Origin of the sequence: Ralstonia sp. 24A2 (genome assembly GCF_051783885.1) — a bacterium.
Lineage (GTDB): Bacteria > Pseudomonadota > Gammaproteobacteria > Burkholderiales > Burkholderiaceae > Ralstonia.
On record NZ_JBPVZD010000003.1, the window covers coordinates 631,067 to 651,401 of the forward strand.

20 protein-coding genes are annotated in these 20,335 nt (G+C 63.8%); 11 read left to right on the forward strand and 9 right to left on the reverse strand.

The window, feature by feature from the left end; genetic code table 11:
- Positions 1-268 precede the first annotated feature (268 nt).
- From ACS13N_RS20290 to ACS13N_RS20305, 4 genes are read left to right on the forward strand one after another with little or no spacing between them, the layout of a single operon-like run.
- Complete coding sequence (locus ACS13N_RS20290) at positions 269-1,156, forward strand: ABC transporter substrate-binding protein (protein WP_438933406.1); 888 nt, start codon at positions 269-271, stop codon at positions 1,154-1,156.
- A gap of 53 nt (positions 1,157-1,209) precedes the next feature.
- Positions 1,210-1,923 (forward strand): amino acid ABC transporter permease, encoded by a 714-nt coding sequence (locus tag ACS13N_RS20295; protein WP_438934458.1) that lies wholly within the window; start codon positions 1,210-1,212, stop codon positions 1,921-1,923.
- The gene (locus ACS13N_RS20300; protein ID WP_438933407.1) at positions 1,920-2,681 is read left to right on the forward strand and encodes an ABC transporter permease subunit; all 762 of its coding nucleotides are present in this window, start codon (positions 1,920-1,922) and stop codon (positions 2,679-2,681) included. Before ACS13N_RS20295 ends, ACS13N_RS20300 begins: the two co-directional genes overlap by 4 nt.
- Positions 2,682-2,739: 58 nt before the next feature.
- Positions 2,740-4,221 carry an AMP nucleosidase gene (locus ACS13N_RS20305; RefSeq protein WP_438933408.1) on the forward strand — a complete coding sequence of 494 codons (1,482 nt, stop codon included), beginning with the start codon at positions 2,740-2,742 and terminating at the stop codon, positions 4,219-4,221.
- Positions 4,222-4,230: 9 nt separating this feature from the next.
- Here ACS13N_RS20305 and ACS13N_RS20310 read toward each other — a convergent pair whose 3' ends face one another.
- Positions 4,231-5,142, reverse strand: coding sequence for a LysR family transcriptional regulator (locus ACS13N_RS20310; protein ID WP_438933409.1), 912 nt, complete (start codon positions 5,140-5,142; stop codon positions 4,231-4,233).
- 208 nt (positions 5,143-5,350) lie between these two features.
- Here ACS13N_RS20310 and ACS13N_RS20315 point away from each other — a divergent pair, with 208 nt between their 5' ends.
- On the forward strand, positions 5,351-6,856 hold the full coding sequence (locus tag ACS13N_RS20315; protein ID WP_438934459.1) for a M20/M25/M40 family metallo-hydrolase: 1,506 nt from the start codon (positions 5,351-5,353) through the stop codon (positions 6,854-6,856).
- Between the two features lie 16 nt (positions 6,857-6,872).
- Here ACS13N_RS20315 and ACS13N_RS20320 read toward each other — a convergent pair whose 3' ends face one another.
- The 7 genes from ACS13N_RS20320 to ACS13N_RS20350 all read right to left on the reverse strand — a co-directional run bounded on the left by ACS13N_RS20320 (position 6,873) and on the right by ACS13N_RS20350 (position 13,996).
- Positions 6,873-8,393: a carotenoid oxygenase family protein gene (locus ACS13N_RS20320; RefSeq protein ID WP_438933410.1), complete on the reverse strand. Its 1,521-nt coding sequence runs from the start codon at positions 8,391-8,393 to the stop codon at positions 6,873-6,875.
- 20 nt (positions 8,394-8,413) lie between these two features.
- On the reverse strand, positions 8,414-8,863 hold the full coding sequence (locus tag ACS13N_RS20325) for a DUF2141 domain-containing protein (RefSeq protein WP_438933411.1): 450 nt from the start codon (positions 8,861-8,863) through the stop codon (positions 8,414-8,416).
- 218 nt (positions 8,864-9,081) lie between these two features.
- Complete coding sequence (locus tag ACS13N_RS20330; RefSeq protein WP_039597949.1) at positions 9,082-9,306, reverse strand: hypothetical protein; 225 nt, start codon at positions 9,304-9,306, stop codon at positions 9,082-9,084.
- Between the two features lie 119 nt (positions 9,307-9,425).
- Positions 9,426-10,229, reverse strand: coding sequence for a phytanoyl-CoA dioxygenase family protein (locus tag ACS13N_RS20335; RefSeq protein ID WP_438933412.1), 804 nt, complete (start codon positions 10,227-10,229; stop codon positions 9,426-9,428).
- Between the two features lie 125 nt (positions 10,230-10,354).
- A complete protein-coding gene (locus ACS13N_RS20340; RefSeq protein ID WP_438933413.1) occupies positions 10,355-11,362 on the reverse strand; it encodes a glycosyl transferase family 90 in 1,008 nt (335 codons plus the stop codon).
- Between the two features lie 538 nt (positions 11,363-11,900).
- A complete protein-coding gene (locus ACS13N_RS20345; RefSeq protein ID WP_438933414.1) occupies positions 11,901-13,310 on the reverse strand; it encodes a heavy metal sensor histidine kinase in 1,410 nt (469 codons plus the stop codon).
- Complete coding sequence (locus ACS13N_RS20350; RefSeq protein WP_438933415.1) at positions 13,310-13,996, reverse strand: heavy metal response regulator transcription factor; 687 nt, start codon at positions 13,994-13,996, stop codon at positions 13,310-13,312. The genes ACS13N_RS20345 and ACS13N_RS20350 overlap by 1 nt, the downstream gene beginning before the upstream one ends.
- 167 nt (positions 13,997-14,163) lie before the next feature.
- Between ACS13N_RS20350 and ACS13N_RS20355 the strand changes: the two genes are divergently transcribed.
- The 6 genes from ACS13N_RS20355 (at position 14,164) to ACS13N_RS20380 (ending at position 19,641) form a co-directional block, all read left to right on the forward strand.
- A complete protein-coding gene (locus tag ACS13N_RS20355; protein WP_438933416.1) occupies positions 14,164-15,960 on the forward strand; it encodes a copper resistance system multicopper oxidase in 1,797 nt (598 codons plus the stop codon).
- Positions 15,960-17,018 (forward strand): copper resistance protein B, encoded by a 1,059-nt coding sequence (locus ACS13N_RS20360; RefSeq protein WP_438933417.1) that lies wholly within the window; start codon positions 15,960-15,962, stop codon positions 17,016-17,018. Before ACS13N_RS20355 ends, ACS13N_RS20360 begins: the two co-directional genes overlap by 1 nt.
- A gap of 33 nt (positions 17,019-17,051) precedes the next feature.
- Positions 17,052-17,438, forward strand: a complete 387-nt coding sequence (gene copC, locus ACS13N_RS20365) for a copper homeostasis periplasmic binding protein CopC (protein WP_438933418.1) — start codon at positions 17,052-17,054, stop codon at positions 17,436-17,438.
- Between the two features lie 3 nt (positions 17,439-17,441).
- Positions 17,442-18,392: a copper homeostasis membrane protein CopD gene (gene copD / locus ACS13N_RS20370; RefSeq protein WP_438933419.1), complete on the forward strand. Its 951-nt coding sequence runs from the start codon at positions 17,442-17,444 to the stop codon at positions 18,390-18,392.
- Positions 18,393-18,422: 30 nt separating this feature from the next.
- The gene (locus ACS13N_RS20375; protein WP_438933420.1) at positions 18,423-18,911 is read left to right on the forward strand and encodes a DUF411 domain-containing protein; all 489 of its coding nucleotides are present in this window, start codon (positions 18,423-18,425) and stop codon (positions 18,909-18,911) included.
- 217 nt (positions 18,912-19,128) lie between these two features.
- A complete protein-coding gene (locus tag ACS13N_RS20380) occupies positions 19,129-19,641 on the forward strand; it encodes an acyl-CoA thioesterase (RefSeq protein ID WP_438933421.1) in 513 nt (170 codons plus the stop codon).
- 147 nt (positions 19,642-19,788) lie between these two features.
- On the opposite strand, the gene ACS13N_RS20385 is transcribed toward ACS13N_RS20380, so the two are convergent.
- A complete protein-coding gene (locus ACS13N_RS20385) occupies positions 19,789-20,334 on the reverse strand; it encodes a cysteine hydrolase family protein (RefSeq protein ID WP_438933422.1) in 546 nt (181 codons plus the stop codon).
- Position 20,335 lies beyond the last annotated feature (1 nt).

Sequence of the window (20,335 nt, forward strand, 5' to 3'; positions counted from 1 at the left end):
AGTTGGTCCACGTTGTACTCCCCCGTCTGTTTGTGCCTGTTTTTTCTTTTTGGCCAGTGTATCGGCTACATCGCTGCGATGGGTAAACGCGTGGTGCACGCTCGAACACCTGTCAAGCCCTATCGGCGGCAACTGTAAAAACTGAAGCACCGCGCAAGGTTACGCGCACCAGAATCGGGCAGCACGCATATCGATCTGCCAATGAATTCGTTTGCGCGGTGCAGCATCCACTTTACGCTGAGCCCCTCAAAATCTTCAGGGGGTCGTCATGCAAGCAGAATTCTCGGGGCGTTTCTCGTTGCGAGGGGCAGCACGGGGCTTGGCAAAATCGTCGCGCCAGGCGGTGGGTGTGGTCGTTGGGGCGGCGCTGGCGCTGGCCGTGCTGCACGCACCGGCCGCCCGGGCTGACCGCCTGGACGACATCAAGAAGGCGGGCGTGTTGCGCGTGGGCGTGTTCGACGCCAACCCGCCGTTCGGCTATGCCGATGCCAAGACCGGCCAGCCGGTCGGCCTGGATGTCGACTACGCACAGGAAATCGCCAAGAAGCTGGGCGTCAAGCTGGAGCTGCGCGCCACCAACCCGGCCAACCGTGTGCCGCTGCTGACCTCGGGCAAGGTCGACCTGATTGCCGCCAACTTCACGATTACCGATGAGCGCAAGAAGCAGATCGACTTCAGCACGCCGTACTTTGCGAGCGGCCTGCAGTTCATTGCCAAGAAGGGTTTCCTCAAGCAGCCGGATGATCTGAAGAAGGATGGCATTCGCCTGGGCGTGGACAAGGGCACCACGCAGGAGACCACCTTGCGCGAGGGCTACCCCAACGCCCGTGTGATCGCCTATGACGACTCCCCGCTGGCGCTCACGGCCCTGCGCAGCGGTGCAATCCAGGCGTTCGCGCAGGACGGCGCCAAGCTCGGCGCGCTGCTGGCCACGCTGCCCAATCGCAGCGAGCTGGAGATCTCGCCGTTCGTGCTGACGCGCGAATACATGGGCGTGGGCGTACCCAAAGGCGAGACGCAACTGACGAGCACCGTCGACCAGATCCTGCAAGGTCTGGAGAAAGACGGTACCGCCGCTCGCATCTATGACCGCTGGTTCGGCCCGAAGAGCACTGCACCGCTGCCGCGTGACTTCGTGATCGGCAGCACCAAGTGAGCTTGAGCCTGCCCGCTTTCCTCCAGCCCCTGCCGCCGCGTTACCTCGGCTGGATGCTGGAGGGCTTCGGGATGACACTGCTGGTGTCGGCGGCGGCTATCGCCAGTGGCTTGGCGATTGGCCTACTGTTGACGGCACTGCGCGCCAGCAACCAGCCGTGGCTGACCCTGCCGGCGCGCGGGCTGGTTGCCTTCCTGCGCAAGACGCCGCTGCTGGTGCAGCTGTTCTTCTGGTATTTCGGGGCTGCGCAGTTGCTGGGCGAAAACGTGGTCGGCGCCATTACGGGCTGGAACGGCATCACGCTGGGGGGCTGGCGGCTGCCGGCACCGTCGTTTGAATTCCTGGCGGCCGCGTTTGGCATTGCGCTGTATGCCGGCGCGTTCTTCTCGGAAGAGTTGCGTGCCGGCATCCGCGCGGTGCCTCGCGGCCAGCGTGAGGCTGCCTTGTCGCTCGGCTTCACGCCGCGTGCGGCTTTTCTGCGCGTGGTGCTGCCGCAGGCGCTGCGCGTGTCGGCGCTACCGCTGCTGGGGCAATGCGCCAACACCATCAAGAACACCTCGCTGGCCATGGGCATTGGGCTGGCAGAACTCTCCTACAGCGCGCGGCAGGTGGAAACCGACACGCTGCTCGCCTTCCAGGCCTTTGCCGTGGCAACCGTGCTGTATGCGGTGGTGATCCTGCTGCTGCAGTGGGCGGCGCCGCTGGTGCTGCGGCGGTTCGGCTGGATATCCACCTCAGCCGCTGGGCTGGCTGGAGCCGCGGCATGACGGCAGAGGCCCTCCTCCTGCATCTACGGTATCTGCTGGTGGGTCCGTATCCGAACGGGCCGCTGTCAGGCGCGGTGCTCACCGTGTGGATGGCGCTGCTGGCTTGCTTGGCCGCCACGCTGGCGGGTGTCGGTTTCGCCGTGCTGCTGGATCGGCTGGATGCGGCGCCCGGTCTGCGCTGGCTGACACACACATTGCGCGGCGTGCTGGCAACGTTGCGCGCCATCCCAGTATTGATGCTGATGTTCTGGGCGTACTTCCTGATCCCGATGGCGTTGGGCGTGGCCGTGCCGGAAACGGCTACGGTGGTCGCCGCGCTGGCGGCCGTGGGTGCCGCCTACATCGCGCAAAGCATGGAAGCCGGCCTGCGCGCGGTGGGCGCCGGGCAGCGCAATGCGGCGCTGGCGCTGGGCATGCAGCCCACGCAGGCGCTGCTGACGATCGTGCTGCGGCAGGCCTGGCGCATCATGCTGCCGTCACTGGCCAATCAGTGGGTGTCGACGGTCAAGGACACGTCGCTGGCGTACATCGTGGGCGTGGTGGAGCTATCCACCGCCGCAAGCCAGGTCAACAGCCGCACAGTGGCGTATCCGGCGGAAGTGTTTGGCGCGGTTGCCGTGCTGTACTTCCTGCTATGCAGCGGGATCGAGGCGCTGCCGAACTGGTTGCGTGCAGGCTCCACGCAGCGGGTGGAAATGTCGACCTGGAAGCGCTTCCTGCGCTGGCGTGCACGCCCCATTGTGGATGCGGTGACGTAACGTAGTGACGTAACGACGCGGCTATCTTGCGTTCACAAAACGTCGGTATCATCGGTACATGACCGATACCCGCGCCACCGCCCATCTCTATCCCGCGCACGACCTGGCGATCTGCACCGACGCCAACACCGCCGTCGAGCGCATCACCGCCATCTACGAGCGCTCCGCGCAGACGATTCGCGACCGCTTCCTCGCCTTCGCGCGCGGTGAAGACTGCAGCGAAGACGGCTCCGCCTGCTACCCGTACCTTGGTATCACCGTCGACCCGAAAACGCTGGTGAGCGATGCGCGGCCGGCCTGGGGCACGGTGGCGTATCCGGGGGTGTATGGCACCACGCTCACGCGGCCGGATCTCTTCCGCGAGTACTACCGCGTGCAGATCGAGCGCCTGCTGCACTATCACAACAGCCCGGTGGTGGTGGGCGTGAGCAACCGGCCGATTCCGCTGCCGTTCGTGGTGGAAGCGTCCACAGTGGACATCACGCCCGAGCAGGCACGTGCGCTGGGTGGCGCGTTCACGCTGCCCGACCTCGCGCAGATCGACGATTCCATCGCCAACGGCACCTACCGCCCCGAGGGCGACGAGCCGCAGCCGCTGTCGATGTTCACTGCCGAGCGGGTCGACCTCGCCCTGCAGCGCCTGTACCACTACACCGCCACGCACCCGAAGCACTTCCAGCGCTTCGTGCTGTTCACCAACTATCAACGTTACGTTGACGAGTTTGCCGCGCTCGGCCGCAAGCTCATGGAAGACGGCAACGACGAGGGCTACGTCCGCTTTGTCGAACCCGGCGACACGGTGCACGAACTGGGCACCCCGGCGCCCGACGATGCGCACCGCATCAAGGGCCTGCCGCAGATGCCCGCTTACCACCTGGTGCGCGAAGACCGCCTGGGTGTGACGCTGGTCAACATTGGCGTGGGCCCGTCCAACGCCAAGACCATCACTGACCACCTGGCCGTGCTGCGCCCGCATTGCTGGATGATGATCGGCCACTGTGGCGGCCTGCGCCGCTCGCAGCAACTGGGCGACTACGTGCTCGCCCACGCCTATGTGCGTGATGACCACGTGCTCGATCAGGACCTGCCGCCGTGGGTGCCTGTGCCGCCCATCGCGGAAATTCAGGTGGCGCTGCAGGAATCCGTGGCACGCATTACTGGGTTGTCCGGCGCCGACATGAAATCGCGCATGCGCACCGGTACCGTGGTGTCCACCGATGACCGCAACTGGGAGCTGAAGTACCAGGCGCTGTACAGCCGCTTCAACCAGTCGCGCGCGATTGCCATCGACATGGAAAGCGCCACGATTGCCGCCAACGGCTTCCGCCTGCGCGTGCCCTACGGCACCCTGCTGTGCGTGTCGGACAAGCCGCTGCACGGCGAGCTGAAGCTGCGCGGCATGGCCAACCTGTTCTATCGCCAGCGCGTGAGCCAGCATTTGGCGATTGGCATGGAAACCGTGCGCCTGCTGCGCGAGAACGGCGTTGAGGCGCTGCACTCGCGCAAGCTGCGTAGCTTTGACGAACCCGCCTTCCGTTGAGCCCTGGCGCTACTTCGACGCCGGTAGCGCCTGACGCAGAAAGTCCAGAAAGACCCGCACCGCCTCGGGCAAGGTGCGACCGGCCAACGTCTGCAGTTCAACCGCACGCCCACGCATGCCGCGCTCGCGAATCTCCGCGGCATGCAGCTCGCCGCGCAGCACGCGATCGCGCACCGTGATCTCCCCCGCGATGGCCAGCCCGCCGCCATGCAGAACGAAGCTCAAGAGTCCATCGAAGCGGTTGCTGACCAGCGCCGGCTCGAACACGAGCCCGCGATGGCTGCAGCTCATGTCGAACAGCTGGCGTACCGTGTTGTCGGGCCCCGAGAGCGCAATCGGAAACGGGTGCATCTGCGCCAGTGTCACGCTTTGGAGTGTCGCCAGCGCGTGGTCGGGCCGCATGATCGCGAACACCGATGCACGCTGCTGGTACTCCACGCGGATGCCCTGGACCGCGGCGCGGCTGTAGGTCAGGCCGATGTCTACGTCACCGCGCAGTACTGCCTCGGTTACGCGCATGGGTTCTTCGGCCCGGAGGTCGAACTGAATGCCCGGGTGCTGCTCCCGAAACGCCACGATGACGCGCGGCACGAACTCAATCGCAAAGCCATCGGAGCACGCAATGCGCACCCGCCCGCGTTGCAGCCCCTGCAAGCCCTGAATATCGGAGACCACGCGCTCGGCCTCCAGCGCCCCGCGCAACGCGTGCGCAGCGAGCAGCTCGCCCGCCGCACTGGGCGTCATGCCGCGCGGCTGGCGCTCGAACAATGGCACACCTAGCAACGCTTCAAGCATCGCGACCTGCCGGCTGATGGCCGACGCGCTGACGTGCAAACGCGCAGCAGCTTCCGTCAGCGAGCCGCTGCGAACAACCTCAAGAAAATAGCGTAGCGACGTTTCCTGCAGGCGATGGGACGACATGGGCGAGGTAAGCGAGAGGCCTTTTTGCTTTGCAGAAAATGCAAAGATATCCCAAGAAAATTCTAATGGTCAAAAAGGTCACATGTGCTCAGACTGCTATGCACCGTTCGACCAGCCGAGTGCTCATATGCCCCGCCAGTTCGCAGACCGCCAAACTTTCGCACCCCGTGCAGCGCAACGCCTGCTGGTGGCACTGGTACCCGCGCTGATGCTCGGGGCAGCCGGCCTGGCCGGCGCCGCTGAACTCTCCGCCACAGACGCCGAACGTCATGCCCAGGCCACCTATCGCGAGTACTTCGAGCTGCTGTCGCTGCCCAATGACGCCATCGTGCCGGAAGACGTCCGCAAGAACGTCGATTGGCTGGAGCAGGCGTTCCGCAAGCGTGGCTTCACGACAAAGCAGTTGGCCAACAACGGCAAACCGATGCTGTATGCCGAACTGCCATCCAACAACACTGCGCCGGATGCCGCGCGCAAGACGGTGCTGTTCTATATGCACCTCGACGGCCAGCCGGTGATCCCCACGCAGTGGGCGCAAAAGAGCCCGTGGACACCCGTGCTCAAACGCAAGACGGCGCAGGGCAGCTGGGAAGAAATCGACTCGGCCCCGCTTTTCAGCGGCCCGCTGGACCCGGAATGGCGCGTGTTCGGCCGCTCGTCGGCTGACGACAAGGGCCCGATCATGATGATGCTGGCCGCCATCGACGCGCTGAAGGCCGGCGGCAGCCAGCCGGCTGTCAACGTCAAGGTCATCCTCGACAGTGAGGAAGAAAAGGGCTCGCCCTCCATCGGCAAGGTGATGCAGGCAAACCGCGAACTGCTGCGCACCGACGCCATCGTGATCCACGATGGTCCCATGCACGCGAGCAATCTGCCGACGCTGATCTTCGGCAACCGCGGCGTCGCCGAGGCCAGGCTCACCGTCTATGGCGGCAAGGTGCCGTTGCACAGCGGGCACTACGGCAACTACGCCCGCAACCCGGCGCAGCAGCTGGCCAGCCTGCTGGCATCGATGAAGAACGATCAGGGCCGCGTGACCGTGCCGGGCTACTACGATCACGTGCAGATCAGCGAGGCCGACCGCAAGATCATGGCGGCCGTGCCTGACGATGAGGCTGCGCTCAACAAGCGCCTGGGCATTGCACACGCCGACAAGGTCGGCGCCAATTACCAGGAGGCGATGCAGTACCCATCATTGAACGTGCGCGGCATGGCGTCCGCTGCCATCGGCGACAAGGTGGCGAACATCGTGCCCGACAAGGCTGTCGCCGAGATGGATCTACGAACCACGCCGGACTCCAGCGCGGCCTACCTCGGCAAACAGATCGAGCAGTACATCGTTCGACAGGGCTATCACCTCGTGAAGGACACGCCGACCGACGAAGAACGCAGCCGCTACGACAAGCTCGCCAGTTTTTCATACCAGAGCAAAGGTGCAGACGCCGCGGGCTCACCGATCGACTCGGCAGTGGGCAAATGGGCCTACCAGTCGCTGACCGACAGCTTTGGCACCAGCCCCGCGCCGGTGCGTATCCGCATGATGGGTGGGACCGTGCCCACTGCAGAAATCGTGGGGGTGCTGCAGGTGCCGTTTGCAATCATTCCGTTGGTGAATGCCGACAACAACCAACATGCCGCCAACGAGAATCTACGGATGGGCAACTACGTGAGCGGCGTGCGCACGATCTACAGCTTGCTGACCCACCCGCTCTGATGACCAGGAACGCGCGCTAGGCCGCGCGAAACAGCCCGTGCAAGCCGAGCGGCGCCACGCCGTTCAGGCTCGCCACGGCCACCGGCCCTGCCGACAGGTTGCGCGCATCGAACGCCGTCAACTTGGTGCAGCCGGCATCCACATCGAACACCGTACCGACCAGCCAGCCCTCGCCTTCGCGGGCAGTGGCCGAGGCCGGCACGAACAGGTGTTCCTCCACCAGCACGCGGTGCCCAAAGCGGTACTGCTGCACCTGCCCCGAATCCGGATCGAAACGCATGACCGTGTCGAACCCGTGCAGCGCCTGTGCGTTACCCGATGGCGCCGTGTGGGCCACGGTAAACAACGCACGATGGCGCAAAGCCGTGCGGCGTGTGTCGATCTTCGGAAACTCCGCCACGTGCTCCGTGACGACCTGATCGGCACGCCCTGTGCGCAGGTTCAAATGCAGTTGCGTCAGGCGCGCGCCGGGTGCCGGGCGGATCTGTCCGCGCATCAGCTCACGCAGGGTGGTGGTGACGATGGTGGCGTCGTCCGAGCGGACGTAGTCGAGGTGGACTTCCTGCCCGTCTGGTGACGACCACGCATTGCCGAGATGGAATACAAAGCCAGCCGGCAACTGCAGCCAGCGCATGCGCGTGACGTCATTCTTGTCGAGCACCAGCACCCGCATCCCCAGCTCGGGCCGCCACACATGCGCATCGAGGAACGACATGCCAGCACGCGATCGCTCCACGTCATAGATGAACGACGGCAGCAGGAACACCAGGTGGTGCTGCGTCACGGCAAAGTCATGCACCATCGCCACATCGGGCACCTTGACCGACTGCACACGCTTGAGTGCGCCATCTGCGCCCACGCAGTACACCGTCAGCAGACCCGCCGCGCTGCTCACGCCGAAATTCCACAGCCTGCCATCGGGCTCCACCTTGGGGTGGGCGGAGAACGGCATGCCCTTGTAGTCGTCGCGCCAGGTCTGCGCGCCCAGCGTGCGCAGCGAGTCCGGATCAACGCGCATGGCCGAGCCCCCCTCCCACAGCGCGAGCATCTCGTTGCCATGCATCACGAGGCTGGTGTTGGCCACGTTGATGCTGTCGGGCGTGCTGACCGGCTCCATGTCGGGGTTGGCGGTGCCGAAGATCGCACGCAGCGGTTTGCCGGCGGCGGTGTCGGCGACGAACTTGTCGGTGCGCACGAATACGCCGCGGTGCGTGACACCCTGTTCGCTGATGTCGTAGCGCTGGATCATGCCGTCGCCGTCGAACAGGTGGTGGTAGCGCATGCCGCCAATCTCATGCCGCGCGGGGCCGTTGCGGTAGAACGCGCCGCGAAGTGCGGGCGGGAACGTGCCCTCCATCTTGAGCGCACGGGTTGGCATGTCCGCACTGGCGCCCTGATAACCCGCCAGCCACGGGTACTGCGTGCGGGCGGCAGCAAACCCGGCGGCCCACGGGTCCACGCTGGCCGCCATCACGTCTTGCAATGTCAGGCTAAACGGTGCGGCACCCAATGCCGCAAGGAAGGATCGGCGTTGCATGGCAGGCCCCCAAGTCAATGTCAGTGCAGATGGATGGTCACGTGTTGATCGGCTTGCACGTCGATCGCCGCATCGTCGAAGGACGGCGCGCCAAAGCGGCCTTTTGCATCGCGGCTGAAGCCGTAGGGCTCAACGGGAATACCGGCCGGGTTGGTACCGAGCTGGCCGTCGCTGTTGACGTCATGAAAGACCGACAGCGCATAACGCCCCGCCGGCAGGTCCGGATAGACAAAGGTGACGCTGTTGCCTGACACGCTGTCGAGCGCAGCGATGTCTGCTCGCACGGCCGCATCGGGCTTGAGCCAGCTGGTGGCATCACGGAACATCGCGGCGCGCACCGCACCCTGGCGGCCCCGCGTGCCTTCAACGACAACGGTGAGCGTGGCGGCGGATGCGCTGGCCGCAGCCAGCATCAACACCAATGCGGCGCCCGCGCGGGACATCAGCGGCGTCGAGAACACTGCAGTCATGGGAGTCTCCTGAGTTGGCGTGGCCGGCTGGGGCTCCGGCGGTCAGGAGGCAGTCTAGGCAGGTGCTTTGGAGACGTCGCCCACGGTGCGACGAAAGGCAGGCTGTGGGGTGCAAACGGTCGCTTGCATGCGATGAACGGGTCACGCCAAGGATCGGGTACCACCCAAAAAACGCGGGCACCCGCACAGAAAAACGCCCGCTGCGTGGCGGGCGTTCTTTAATGCGACGACAGGCTGGAGAGGCGGTGCTCGGCCAGCAATACGCTGGCGCTTACGGCAAGCTGGGCAGAGATGAATCCCTCCGGCATCTCAACGTCCTCCCAGTCACACACGACGTGGCCCGCGCGGCAGACCTGGAAACGCGCCGTCCATCGACGGTCGTCGCGCTGCAGCGAATCCACAAAGATCACGTGCGCGCCGTGTGTCACTTCCTGAATCGGCATGGTGTTCCCCCGTTCATCGTCGTTGGGAGTTCACCTTAGCAAAGACGCGTGACACGAATCTGTCCGCCATGCACCTACAAATGGGGGAAGGCAAACGTTGAACGCTCCCCCACGTCTCCTCAGCCGACCAGCGGATCAGGTCGCGCAGACGACCGCGTGCCCGGCAGCGGGTGATTGTCAGGGCCGTAGTACGTAAAGACGGCGGAGAACTTGACCACGCCGGTCTGGTTGGCTCGTGCCGCGTGGAAAGTGTTGCAGTGGAAGAGCAGCACGTCGCCAGGCAGCAGTGGTACCGGGCGGGCAGTGTCGATCAGCTCGCGGTTTTCAGGCAGGTCCTGGCGCAGAAAGAGCTTAGCGTCGAAACGATCAGCGGGCAGTTCGATCTTGTGGCTGCCGGGGATGACCCACAGGCAGCCGTTGTCGACCGTCTCTTCCACCAGCGCCAGCCATGACGACACCAGTGCATTGCGCGCGAACGACCAGTAACGGCTGTCGCGATGCCAATGCGTAGCCGTGCCGAAGGCCGGGTGCTTGGTCATCACGCAGTTGTGGTGCGCAAGCGAGAGGTGCACCGGGCTGCCGATCAGTTGTGCGATCGGCCCGGCAACACGCGCATCGCGTGCCCATTCTGTGTAAGGGGTACCGCGCGAATCCGCATCGAGCAAGCGACGCACGGTGTGACCGCCCTCCGCCTCGCGCGAGGAGGGTGCCCCGGCGTAGCCGACGTCGGTTTCCAGCTCTACGGGCGGGATTGCGCGCTCCAGCGCATCCTGAGCGGCCGCCAGCAAGGTGGCGCACTCATGCTGACTGGCCAGACCCCGCAGGACGAGGTAGCCGTGCTCATTGAAAAAAGCCTGTTGCTCGGTGGAAAGCGGGTGCGCGGAGGTAGGCGCAGGGGTGCGCGTGTCGACAGACGCGGTCATGGCGGGAGAATCGTACGAAGACGGCGAAAGATGAAGAGTGTAGCGCGCCGGCGCGCGACCCGCTGACAGACCCGCACGCCGCCCTGCCCTGGATCAAACGTTGTGCAGGTCGCCCTGACTGCGATTTACCAGAAGGCCTGCTGGCCCGACAGGCGAAAATACTTTGCGATCACCATCAAACCGAGCAAGCGCTCCTGATCGCGGTTCAGGAATTGCGCCACCCACTGATTGGCGTTGCGAATGATCGCCAGCGCATCTCCCGGGAATTTCTGGTAATGCTCCATTTTCTCCTGGAGATCGGAGAAATCGTCCTTCAGCAGGACATAGTGCACGTCGGGAACCAACCTCCCCTCCATGAACCACGTCTCATACCGGGGCCGTCGCATGAAGCACAGCGAATTGGACGACATGATCCATTTCAGATTGGTTGCAACGTCATTCCCTTCAACGCTGACGATGTACTTGTACTGCAGCTGCTCGCCAATCGTCATGGGCGCTTTGTGAATCGCCTTCCCCTGTACGGACTTTCGAATATCGCCGATATCAACGTTCGGCAGGTCATGGCACCGCTCGACAAATGCCTGGCGATGCTCCTGGTGGCAAGGCCCCCTGAAAACTGCCATTGATTTCTTATGAGCAAAATCAATGTTGTCGCGCGCAAAGGAAAAATGCCGGATTGCATCCAGCTTCAAAAGAATTCCGTTGTGCGAAGCATCCTTAATGGGGCGGCTTTTTACGAAAGCAGGAGATGTCGGCTCGGTGGTCACATCTCCGCAGTCATAGTCAAAGTTGTAACCCGGACCAAAATAGTCCATCAGGTCAACCAGATCATAAAAATAGGTGCTGCCGATATTACGATCTTTGCTCTGAATGGTGCTGGTTGGGGATTTCAACAGGAAGTTTGAATACTCGATCGCGTTTCCACTTGGGCCAAACGTTTCCGAAATCGAGTTGTAGTAATTCAGGCGATCCAGTACATCCTGACGGCTGCCGTGATGGCCTTTTCCCTTTAGGAATGCCTCGGCTCTCCCGTGCTTGGTTGTTCGAGCCAGAAAATGGCTTGATGCATTCGAAAAGTAGTACCAGAACTTTCTTGCAGAGACCCGGCTCAGGCGATATTTGAAATGAGGCATGAATCAAACAAGATGTCGCGAAAATGAATCCCGAGGATGGCGCGCTTCGACATGCTTCCTCAAAGGAGGTGATGCAAGGACGTTGTTATTCGAGCGGAAAGCCGCCCGTCCACACGGGATTATAGTGGCGTATGGTACGCTTTTTGGATTCCACCGACGCCCTGTGCTGTCGATCGCACTTCCCCCAAAGGCAGCAACTTCGACCCCTCGGTCGCCACCCGCATCTGCGGCGGGCCTCACTCTACCGTAAGTCGCTTGCGGCGCATTCTGTTTCTTAGTGTGAAGTCGCCGACTTCGGCGCCGGGCCTGTCCACGGTCAACTAATCGTTGTCATGGCGTCACACTTCCCGGCCGTCACAGGCTGCGCCAATCACATGAGCAATGCTCGCCCGTGCACCCGCTTGCAGGGCCGGCAGACCGCCCCCCTTGGGACGAGGTCAGGCTGGCCCAGGCCTGTGCGGGGTCAAACCCGTTCACCCACGTGTTGCCGATTGCCGTGCGCGTGCGGCGTCGTTCGTGCTGGAAGCCTCAACCGACGCTAGACAACCACATCAGCCGCCGCACTCGGATGCGGCAAATACATTGAGAAGCGCGTGCGGCCGTCAACACGCGCCACGGTAATGGTGCCGCCGTGCGCCACGACAATCGCTTTGGTGATAGCCAGGCCCAGGCCCGCGCTTTCCGACTCAGGCCGCGCGCGTGACCTGTCTGCGCGAAAGAAGCGCTCAAAGATGAACGGCAGGAACTGGGGCGCAATTTCGTTGCCGTCGTTGTCCACGGCAATCGTCACGCCCTCGCGCGCATCGCTCACAGAAACGACCACCCGGCCGCTGCGCGGGGTATGCCGGATCGCGTTGGACAACAGATTGCTCAGCGCGCGACGCAGCATGAGCCGGTCGCCCATCACGCGGCCATCGCCGTGCAAATCGAGCTGGACAGCCTTGTCTTCGGCCAGGGCGTCATAGAACTCGAACAGCGCGCGGATCTCTTCGTCGATGTGGATGGCCTCGGCACTCGGCAGCGTCAGGCTGTGCTCCATCTTGGCGAGGTAGAGCATGTCGGAGACCATGCGCGCCAGACGTTGCAGCTCCTCCGCGTTTGAGGTCAGCACGTCGCGGTACTGGGTGCTCGCGCGCGGCTGGGCGAGCACGACCTCGGTCTGCGTGAGCAGGTTGGTGATGGGGGTGCGCAGTTCGTGCGCGATATCGGTGGAGAAGTCCGACAGCCGGCGGAAATCGCTCTGCAGCCGCTCAAGCATGGCGTTCAGGGTGACGGCCAGATCCGCAACCTCAACCGGCACGGACGCAACCGGCATGCGCTCGTCGAGCTTGTCGGCCGTCACCGTGTGCGCGCGCGAGGCCATGGTGCGCAGCGGCGCCAGCCCCCGGCGCGCGGCCCACCATCCGAACAGGCCGGTCGCCAGCGCCGCCACGGCAATGTAGAACGCCAACGTGCCCCGGAACGTGTGCAGGAAGTGCGCGTGAATGTCGGTATTGATGCCCAGCAGGAGATCCAGCGCGCCAGACGATCCACCGCGCACCGGGATGCTTGCGTGCATGCCCCGGTACTGCTGGCCAGCTTGCTCCCAGACCAGCGCGTCGTTGTTGTGCCGTGGCGCCATCAACGCCTGCGTTGCGGCCTGGAAATCGAAGTCCTTGGTCACATACAGGATGTTGCCGTCCGGCCCCTGGACGCGCGCGACGAGGTCGGTGCGATGCACGAGCGCTTCGCGGATGCGCTCCGGCACCTGCGATGCGGGATTCGACTCAGCGATCTTCTGGATGACGCTGACGTTCTCGCGCAATGCGGTGTAGTCCTCCACCGCAAAGTGATGGTCCATGGCCAACGCAATCACCACGCCCAGGCCCAGCAGGACGGCGGTCGAGCACAGCGCGAAATACGCGGTCAGCCGCGTCGTCAGGGAAAGCTGCCCCCGCAGTGGTTCCATCACGCCGCATCCTCAGGGTCTTCGAGCACATAGCCCATGCCGCGCACGGTGTGGATCAGCTTGGGCTCAAAGTTGTCGTCGATCTTGGCGCGCAGGCGGCGGATGGCGACGTCGATGACGTTGGTGTCGCTGTCGAAGTTCATGTCCCAGACCTGCGAGGCAATCAGCGAACGCGGCAGGACCTCACCGCTGCGTCTGGCGAGCAGTTCCAGCAGGGAGAACTCCTTGCTCGTCAGCGCAATCTTCTGACCCGCACGCGATGCACGCCGACGGGCGAGGTCCAGGACGAGATCGGCCACCTGGATGCGATCAGCCGTCACGGCGCTGGTCCCCCGGCGCAGCAGCGTACGCACGCGCGCCAGCAACTCGACAAAGGCAAACGGCTTGACGAGGTAGTCATCCGCACCGAGTTCGAGCCCCTTGACCCGGTCAGCCACGCTGTCGCGCGCCGTGAGAAACAGCACCGGCACGGCGAGCTCCCTTGCCCGCACCGATTGGACGATCTGCCAGCCATCCAGATCGGGCAGCATCACATCCAGGATCAGCAGGTCGTAATCACCGGTCAGGGCCAGGTGCCGGCCATCGATGCCATTGCGGGCGAGATCCACCACGAAGCCGGCTTCAGTCAGGCCTTGCTGGAGGTATTCGCCGGTTTTGGCTTCGTCTTCGACGACTAGCAGTTTCATGTCGCACCCAAGTTACATGCCACGCGCTGTGGCTTATCTATGGGCGGTAGAGTACCGCGTCGCCGGCAACCTGACGCGAACATGACCGTTTTGTAATGTCTTGGTCAGGTCGGGGTAGCCCGCGGCTCAGTAACCTGCACCGGACATTACAAAAGGACAACCCGATCATGCGCAGTCACCGTCAATCCGGTCCATCAGGCATCGTGCTACCGAACCTGCCGCGCCGGCGATTCGTGCAAGGCCTGGCCGCCGGTGGGGTGATCACCGGACTGGGGCTGGGTGGCTTCACCTCGTCACTGGCGGCGTCCGCGGCCTCCACCGCGCTGGGGGCGGCACCGGTGCTGCGCGGCACCGAGTTCGATCTGGTCATCGACGAGACGCCCGTGAACTACACCGGCCGCCCGATGATGGCCACCACCATCAACGGCATGCTGCCGGGCCCGACGCTGCGCTGGCGCGAGGGCGACACGGTCACCGTGCGCGTGACCAATCGCCTGCGCGAGCACACGTCGATCCACTGGCACGGCATCATCCTGCCGTTCCAGATGGACGGCGTACCGGGCATCAGCTTCAACGGCATCCCACCCGGCGAGACCTTTACCTACCGCTTCAAGGTGCAGCAAAGCGGCAGCTATTGGTACCACTCGCACTCGGGCTTTCAGGAGATGACGGGCGTCTATGGCGGGCTCATCATTGACGCCGCCGGTGGCGACCCGATCCGTGCGGACCGCGATCACACCGTCCTGCTGTCGGACTGGACGGATGAAGACCCGATGCGGGTGATCGCCAAGCTCAAGACACAGGGCGACTACTACAACTACCACCAGCCCACGGTGGTGGATTTCTTCCGCGATGTCTCCAACGATGGCTGGCAGGCCGCGATGCGCAAACGCAAGATGTGGAACGAGATGCGCATGAGCCCGACCGATCTGGCGGACGTCTCCGGTGCCACGCTCACCTATCTGACCAATGGCGTCACGCCCGCCGGCAATTGGACGGGCCTGTTCTCGCCGGGCGAGACGGTGCGGCTGCGCTTCATCAACGGGTCGGGCAATACGTTTTACGACGTCCGCATCCCAGGGCTCAGGCTCAGGGTCGTTCAGGTGGATGGCCAGAACATCGAGCCGGTGACGGTGGACGAGTTCCGCTTCGGCCCCGGTGAGACCTGCGATGTACTGGTCTCGCCCAAGGACGATGCCTACACGATCTTCTCGCAGTCGATGGACCGGTCCGGCTATGCGCGCGGCACGCTGGCGGTGCGCCAAGGGTTGCAGGCTGCGGTGCCGGCGCTCGACAAGGTGGAGTGGCTTTCCATGTCGGACATGATGGGCGACATGGGCAGCATGGGTCACGGTGGTATGGAGCACGGCAGCATGCCGGGCATGGACCATAGCCAGCATGCCGCGCACAGCGGCATGCACGGCGACTTGAAAGTGCCAAGCAAAACCGCGCGCCACGCGCGCACGGAATATGGTCCGAGCACCGACATGCGCGTCGACATGGCGCGCACCAATTTGGACGACCCAGGCATCGGGCTGCGCAACAACGGACGGCGCGTGCTGGTACTTGCCGACATGCACACCGTCGGTGGCCCGATCGACAAGCGTGACCCGGAGCGCGAAGTCGAGTTGCACCTCACGGGCAACATGGAGCGCTACACGTGGTCGATCGACGGCGTGGAGTTCGGCAAGTCAACGCCCGTGCATTTCCGCTATGGCGAACGGCTGCGGGTCATCCTCCACAACGACACGATGATGACGCACCCCATGCACCTGCACGGGATGTGGAGCGATCTCGAAGCCCCCGACGGCACGTTCCTGGCACGCCGGCACACGCTCCCGGTTCAGCCGGCGCAACGGATCAGCTTTCTTGTCACCGCGGACGCGCTGGGCCGCTGGGCATGGCACTGCCACCTGATGTTGCACATGGACGCGGGCATGTTCCGCGAAGTGGTGGTGGCCTGATGCTCGACTTTCACAGCGGATCCAACATGCGCAAGCACGCACGAACACTTCTGACGGTGGCACTGGCCGCCGCCGGCATCGGCGCGGCCTCGGCCCAGGAATATCAGCCGATGAGCGCGGAGCCAGCCCCGGCGTCCTCATCAAGCCGTGCCCCAACGCAAGAGATGGATCACAGCTCGATGCAAGGGATGGACCACGGCGCAATGCAGGGCATGGACCATAGCTCGATGCAGGGGATGGACCACGGTGCCATGGAAGGCATGGACCACGGCACCGCGCAGGGAATGGACCATGGCAGCATGAAGATGCAAGGTGGTTCCGCACCGCCCGACGCCCGCGATCCTGATGCGTATTCAGGCGGATACCGCGTCGGTGTTGGCAAGTACGCACTCGCCGATAGCCACCACATGATGGAGATGGCGGACCAACACCTGTTTGGTTCTGTGCTCGTGGACAGGCTGGAGTGGGTACACGGCAATAGCGCCAACGCAGCGGCCTATGAGATGCAAGCGCGCTATGGCACGGCGTACGACAAGGCGGTGCTCAAGGCAGAGGGCGGCATCGAAAAGGGGCGCTTTGAAGAGGCACGCACCGAGCTACTCTGGAGCCATGCCGTATCGACGTTCTGGGATACGCAGCTCGGGGTTCGAAACGATGCCGGCTTTGGACGCCCAGCGCGCAACTGGGTGGCGTTCGGGGTGCAGGGCCTGGCGCCGTACTGGTTTGATGTGGAAGCGACCGCCTATGTGGGCACCAACGGCCGCACGGCATTGCGCTTGTCCAGCGAATACGAGTTACTGCTGACGCAGCGCTGGATCCTGCAGCCACGCCTTGAAGCCAACTTCCATGGCAAACGTGATCCAGACCTGGCGATCGGCGCCGGGCTGTCCAACGCGACAGCAGGCCTGCGGCTGCGTTACGAGTTCAGCCGGCAGTTCGCCCCGTACATCGGTATCGAGCGCAGCCAGTCGTTTGGCGCGACGGCCAACATGATTGAAGCCGCCGGCGGCCGCCGTGGCGAAACCCGCGTTGTTGCGGGTGTTCGGTTCTGGTTCTAACGTTTTTATCTACCCACCTTGTGAGTGCCCCCAATGTTCACGTCTCGTTTCGCTAGCCGCGCCATCATTGGCACCGCTTTCGTCTTCATGGCTTCGGCCGCAGTTGCGCATCCGAAGCTGCTCTCCTCAACGCCGGCAGACAACGCGGAAGTTGCCGCACCCGCCAAGATCGAACTGCATTTCTCAGAGACCCTCATGCCGCAGTTCTCGGGCGCGAATCTGCTGATGACCAGTATGCCCGGCATGGCAGATCACCCGCCGATGAAGGTCGAGACAAGAGTATCGCGGGGCGACGACGACAAAACCATGGTCATCACGCCAGCGCAGCCGCTGCCCGCTGGCACCTACCGCGTGGATTGGCGTGCCGTATCGGCGGATACCCACAACGTGAAGGGCGCCATTTCGTTTCAGGTGAGGTAAGCGGTGCCGGATGACTGGCTCGTTGTAGCGCTACGGCTTGGTCTGTACGTCGCCTTGATGGTCTTGTTTGGTGTGGCGCTCTTTTGCGTCAATGCGGGCATCCATTCCATGCAGCCAGACGATCGCAACGCCACGGTGGCACGGCAGTACGTTCGCGTGATCGGCTTTGCCACCGCTCTCGGCATTGGGCTGTCGCTGGTGAGCATGGTTGTGATGGCCAAGGCGATGGCGGGTGTCGACACGTATGCCGAGCTGACAGCCCACGTCTTCGACATGATCCTGACCGCCACCCCGGTCGGACTGTCTTGGACGGTACGCGTGGCGGCCTTGCTTGCCACCGTTGTCTTGGCCTTGCTGCGCACACGCCCCGCGCCGCGCTTTGGCACGCTGTCCATCCTGGGCGCCATTGCGTTGGCAACGCTCGCCTGGACGGGGCACGGAGCGATCAACGACGGTGCACTCGGCGTACTGCATCTCGCGTCTGACATCGCCCACCTGCTGGCCGCCGGTGCATGGGTGGGTGCGTTGTTTGCGTTCGCCGTTCTTTCAACGCAAGCGCAAGGGTCGTCGCCCGAAGAAGCTACCGCACGCGCTGCACAACTTGGCCGCGCAGCCGATGGCTTTGCGCGCATCGGTACGGTGATCGTCGTGACGCTGGTCGTGACCGGGCTGGTCAACTACGGGCTGATCGTCGGCCCCACCGTGGAAGGCTTGCTGACCACAGCCTACGGCCGCCTGTTGGTCGCGAAGCTGGTGCTATTTGCGGGGATGCTGGTGCTGGCTGCAGCCAACCGGTATCAATTGAGCCCACGCCTTGCGCTCGCACTGCAAAACGGCGATCACGCCGCGGCCGTTACAGCACTGCGCCGCAGTCTGACGACCGAAGCCAGCCTAGCCTTGGGGGTCCTCGCCCTGGTGTCTTGGCTGGGCGTACTTTCACCCCCCGGAACCTGACACACCCTCTTGCTCTTGCTCGACAACACCATGCCCACGACATTGCCAACCCAACCGCTGTCTCGAACCCGGCGCGCCTTCGCCCTCGGCCTGGCGCTTCTGCCTGCCATGGCAATCGCGCAGAAAGCGGCATCCAAACCCGTCGTCGAGGTTTGGAAAACCCCCACCTGCGGCTGCTGCAAAGATTGGCTCACACACCTGCGGGACAACGGTTTCGACGTGGTATCGCATGACGTTGAAGACACCGTCGAGGCCAGAAAGGCGGCGCGAATGCCCGAGCGCTACGCCTCCTGCCACACCGGCATGGTGCAGGGCTATGCCCTGGAAGGCCATGTACCGGCACGCGAGATCAACCGCCTGCTGCGCGAGCGGCCAAAGGCCGTTGGCCTGGCCGTGCCGAGCATGCCGCTTGGCTCGCCGGGCATGGACGGGCCCGCCTACGGAGGCCGCCGCATGCCCTACGATGTGCTGCTGATCAGCGCCGATGGTCAATCATCGGTGTATCAAGCCTATCGTTGATCTGCGGCGCCCACGGGTACCGCGAAGCAATTGGAGTGATGGACAGCACGCGCGGCACAGCAGTGGAAATTGCGGTCATGGAAGCGCATGTTGTAGCGCGACACCATCAATTTTCGCCCGATGCCGCACAAAATGGCCCGAGCGCGGCACAATGGCACGCCACTGCGTACCCATTTCTGCGCACCGCTTTTCCCCATCCTTCCGGTTTCAACGCCCCATGAATACGCAATCCCACCAGCTCAGCATGACCGTGCTGATGACGCCCGATATGGCCAACTTCTCCGGCAACGTGCACGGCGGCAACATCCTCAAGCTGCTCGACCAGGTGGCTTATGCGTGCGCCAGCCGCTACGCCGGCCGCTACGTTGTCACGCTCTCGGTCGATCAGGTCGTGTTTCGCCAACCGATCCACGTGGGCGAGCTGGTGACGTTCCTCGCGTCGGTCAACTACACGGGCCGCACGTCCATGGAGATCGGCATCAAGGTGGTGACGGAGAACATCCGCAACCAAGTCGTGCGCCATACCAACAGCTGCTACTTCACGATGGTGGCGGTGGACGACGACGGCAAGCCGGCAGATGTGCCACCGCTCACGCCCGTCAATGCGGAAGAAAAAGAACGCTTCGAAGCCGCTCAGCAGCGCCGCGCGTTGCGTCAGGAAATGGAAGCACGGCACAAGGCAATCAAGGCCGCCTACGGCACGCCGGGTACGTCAGACGTGGTCAGCTAAGACAGCATCGACGCCCCCCTGTCTGCCTACGCAGTCAGCAATGCACTGCAAACCGCATGGCGCCGGGCACTCCCATCGTTATCCACAGGCTTACCCACTGTTTCTGTGGATAACACCCGGCGCCCGGCCGGGCTTGCGCAAATACGCTCAGCCGCGTGCCAACCCCGCCGACACGATCGTCTCGGCAGATGGCGTCAGAATCCGCTTCCCGAAGCTGGAAATCGACGACAGCGTCGCATTGTGATGGCGCCGGATCATCTCGCCGCTGGCGTGCGGCTTGTCGTGCGTCGTGTGGGCATCAGCCACCAGCGTCATGGTGTAGCCCAGCGCGGCCGCCTGGCGAACCGTGGTGTCCACACAGAACTCGGTGGCGTATCCGCAGACGACCAGATGTTCGATACCGAGACCCGCAAGCAATTCCGCCAACTGTGTGCGTAGGAACGAATTCGGCGTCGTCTTGCGCACGACCGGATCGGTGGGAAGCGCCTGCAAGGTCTCGACGAGGCCCCACGCGGGTGTGCCGTGGGGCAGCTCATCGCCCTCCGTCTCATGCTGCACGAAGATCACCGGCACGCTCTCTTCACGCGCGCGGGCAATCAGTTGGTTGATGGCAGCCAGCACGCTCTCGGCCTCAGCTGGCGGGGGCGTAAACAACCCGGTCTGCACGTCAATCACGATCAGGGCAGTCGTCATA

Coding starts and splice junctions, on each gene's coding strand:
- ACS13N_RS20290 (WP_438933406.1), top strand. CDS start 269: ATGCAAGCAGAATTCTCGGGGCGTTTCTCGTTGCGAGGGGCAGCACGG.
- ACS13N_RS20295 (WP_438934458.1), top strand. CDS start 1,210: ATGCTGGAGGGCTTCGGGATGACACTGCTGGTGTCGGCGGCGGCTATC.
- ACS13N_RS20300 (WP_438933407.1), top strand. CDS start 1,920: ATGACGGCAGAGGCCCTCCTCCTGCATCTACGGTATCTGCTGGTGGGT.
- ACS13N_RS20305 (WP_438933408.1), top strand. CDS start 2,740: ATGACCGATACCCGCGCCACCGCCCATCTCTATCCCGCGCACGACCTG.
- ACS13N_RS20310 (WP_438933409.1), bottom strand. CDS start 5,142: ATGTCGTCCCATCGCCTGCAGGAAACGTCGCTACGCTATTTTCTTGAG.
- ACS13N_RS20315 (WP_438934459.1), top strand. CDS start 5,351: ATGCTCGGGGCAGCCGGCCTGGCCGGCGCCGCTGAACTCTCCGCCACA.
- ACS13N_RS20320 (WP_438933410.1), bottom strand. CDS start 8,393: ATGCAACGCCGATCCTTCCTTGCGGCATTGGGTGCCGCACCGTTTAGC.
- ACS13N_RS20325 (WP_438933411.1), bottom strand. CDS start 8,863: ATGACTGCAGTGTTCTCGACGCCGCTGATGTCCCGCGCGGGCGCCGCA.
- ACS13N_RS20330 (WP_039597949.1), bottom strand. CDS start 9,306: ATGCCGATTCAGGAAGTGACACACGGCGCGCACGTGATCTTTGTGGAT.
- ACS13N_RS20335 (WP_438933412.1), bottom strand. CDS start 10,229: ATGACCGCGTCTGTCGACACGCGCACCCCTGCGCCTACCTCCGCGCAC.
- ACS13N_RS20340 (WP_438933413.1), bottom strand. CDS start 11,362: ATGCCTCATTTCAAATATCGCCTGAGCCGGGTCTCTGCAAGAAAGTTC.
- ACS13N_RS20345 (WP_438933414.1), bottom strand. CDS start 13,310: ATGGAACCACTGCGGGGGCAGCTTTCCCTGACGACGCGGCTGACCGCG.
- ACS13N_RS20350 (WP_438933415.1), bottom strand. CDS start 13,996: ATGAAACTGCTAGTCGTCGAAGACGAAGCCAAAACCGGCGAATACCTC.
- ACS13N_RS20355 (WP_438933416.1), top strand. CDS start 14,164: ATGCGCAGTCACCGTCAATCCGGTCCATCAGGCATCGTGCTACCGAAC.
- ACS13N_RS20360 (WP_438933417.1), top strand. CDS start 15,960: ATGCTCGACTTTCACAGCGGATCCAACATGCGCAAGCACGCACGAACA.
- copC (WP_438933418.1), top strand. CDS start 17,052: ATGTTCACGTCTCGTTTCGCTAGCCGCGCCATCATTGGCACCGCTTTC.
- ACS13N_RS20375 (WP_438933420.1), top strand. CDS start 18,423: ATGCCCACGACATTGCCAACCCAACCGCTGTCTCGAACCCGGCGCGCC.
- ACS13N_RS20380 (WP_438933421.1), top strand. CDS start 19,129: ATGAATACGCAATCCCACCAGCTCAGCATGACCGTGCTGATGACGCCC.
- ACS13N_RS20385 (WP_438933422.1), bottom strand. CDS start 20,334: ATGACGACTGCCCTGATCGTGATTGACGTGCAGACCGGGTTGTTTACG.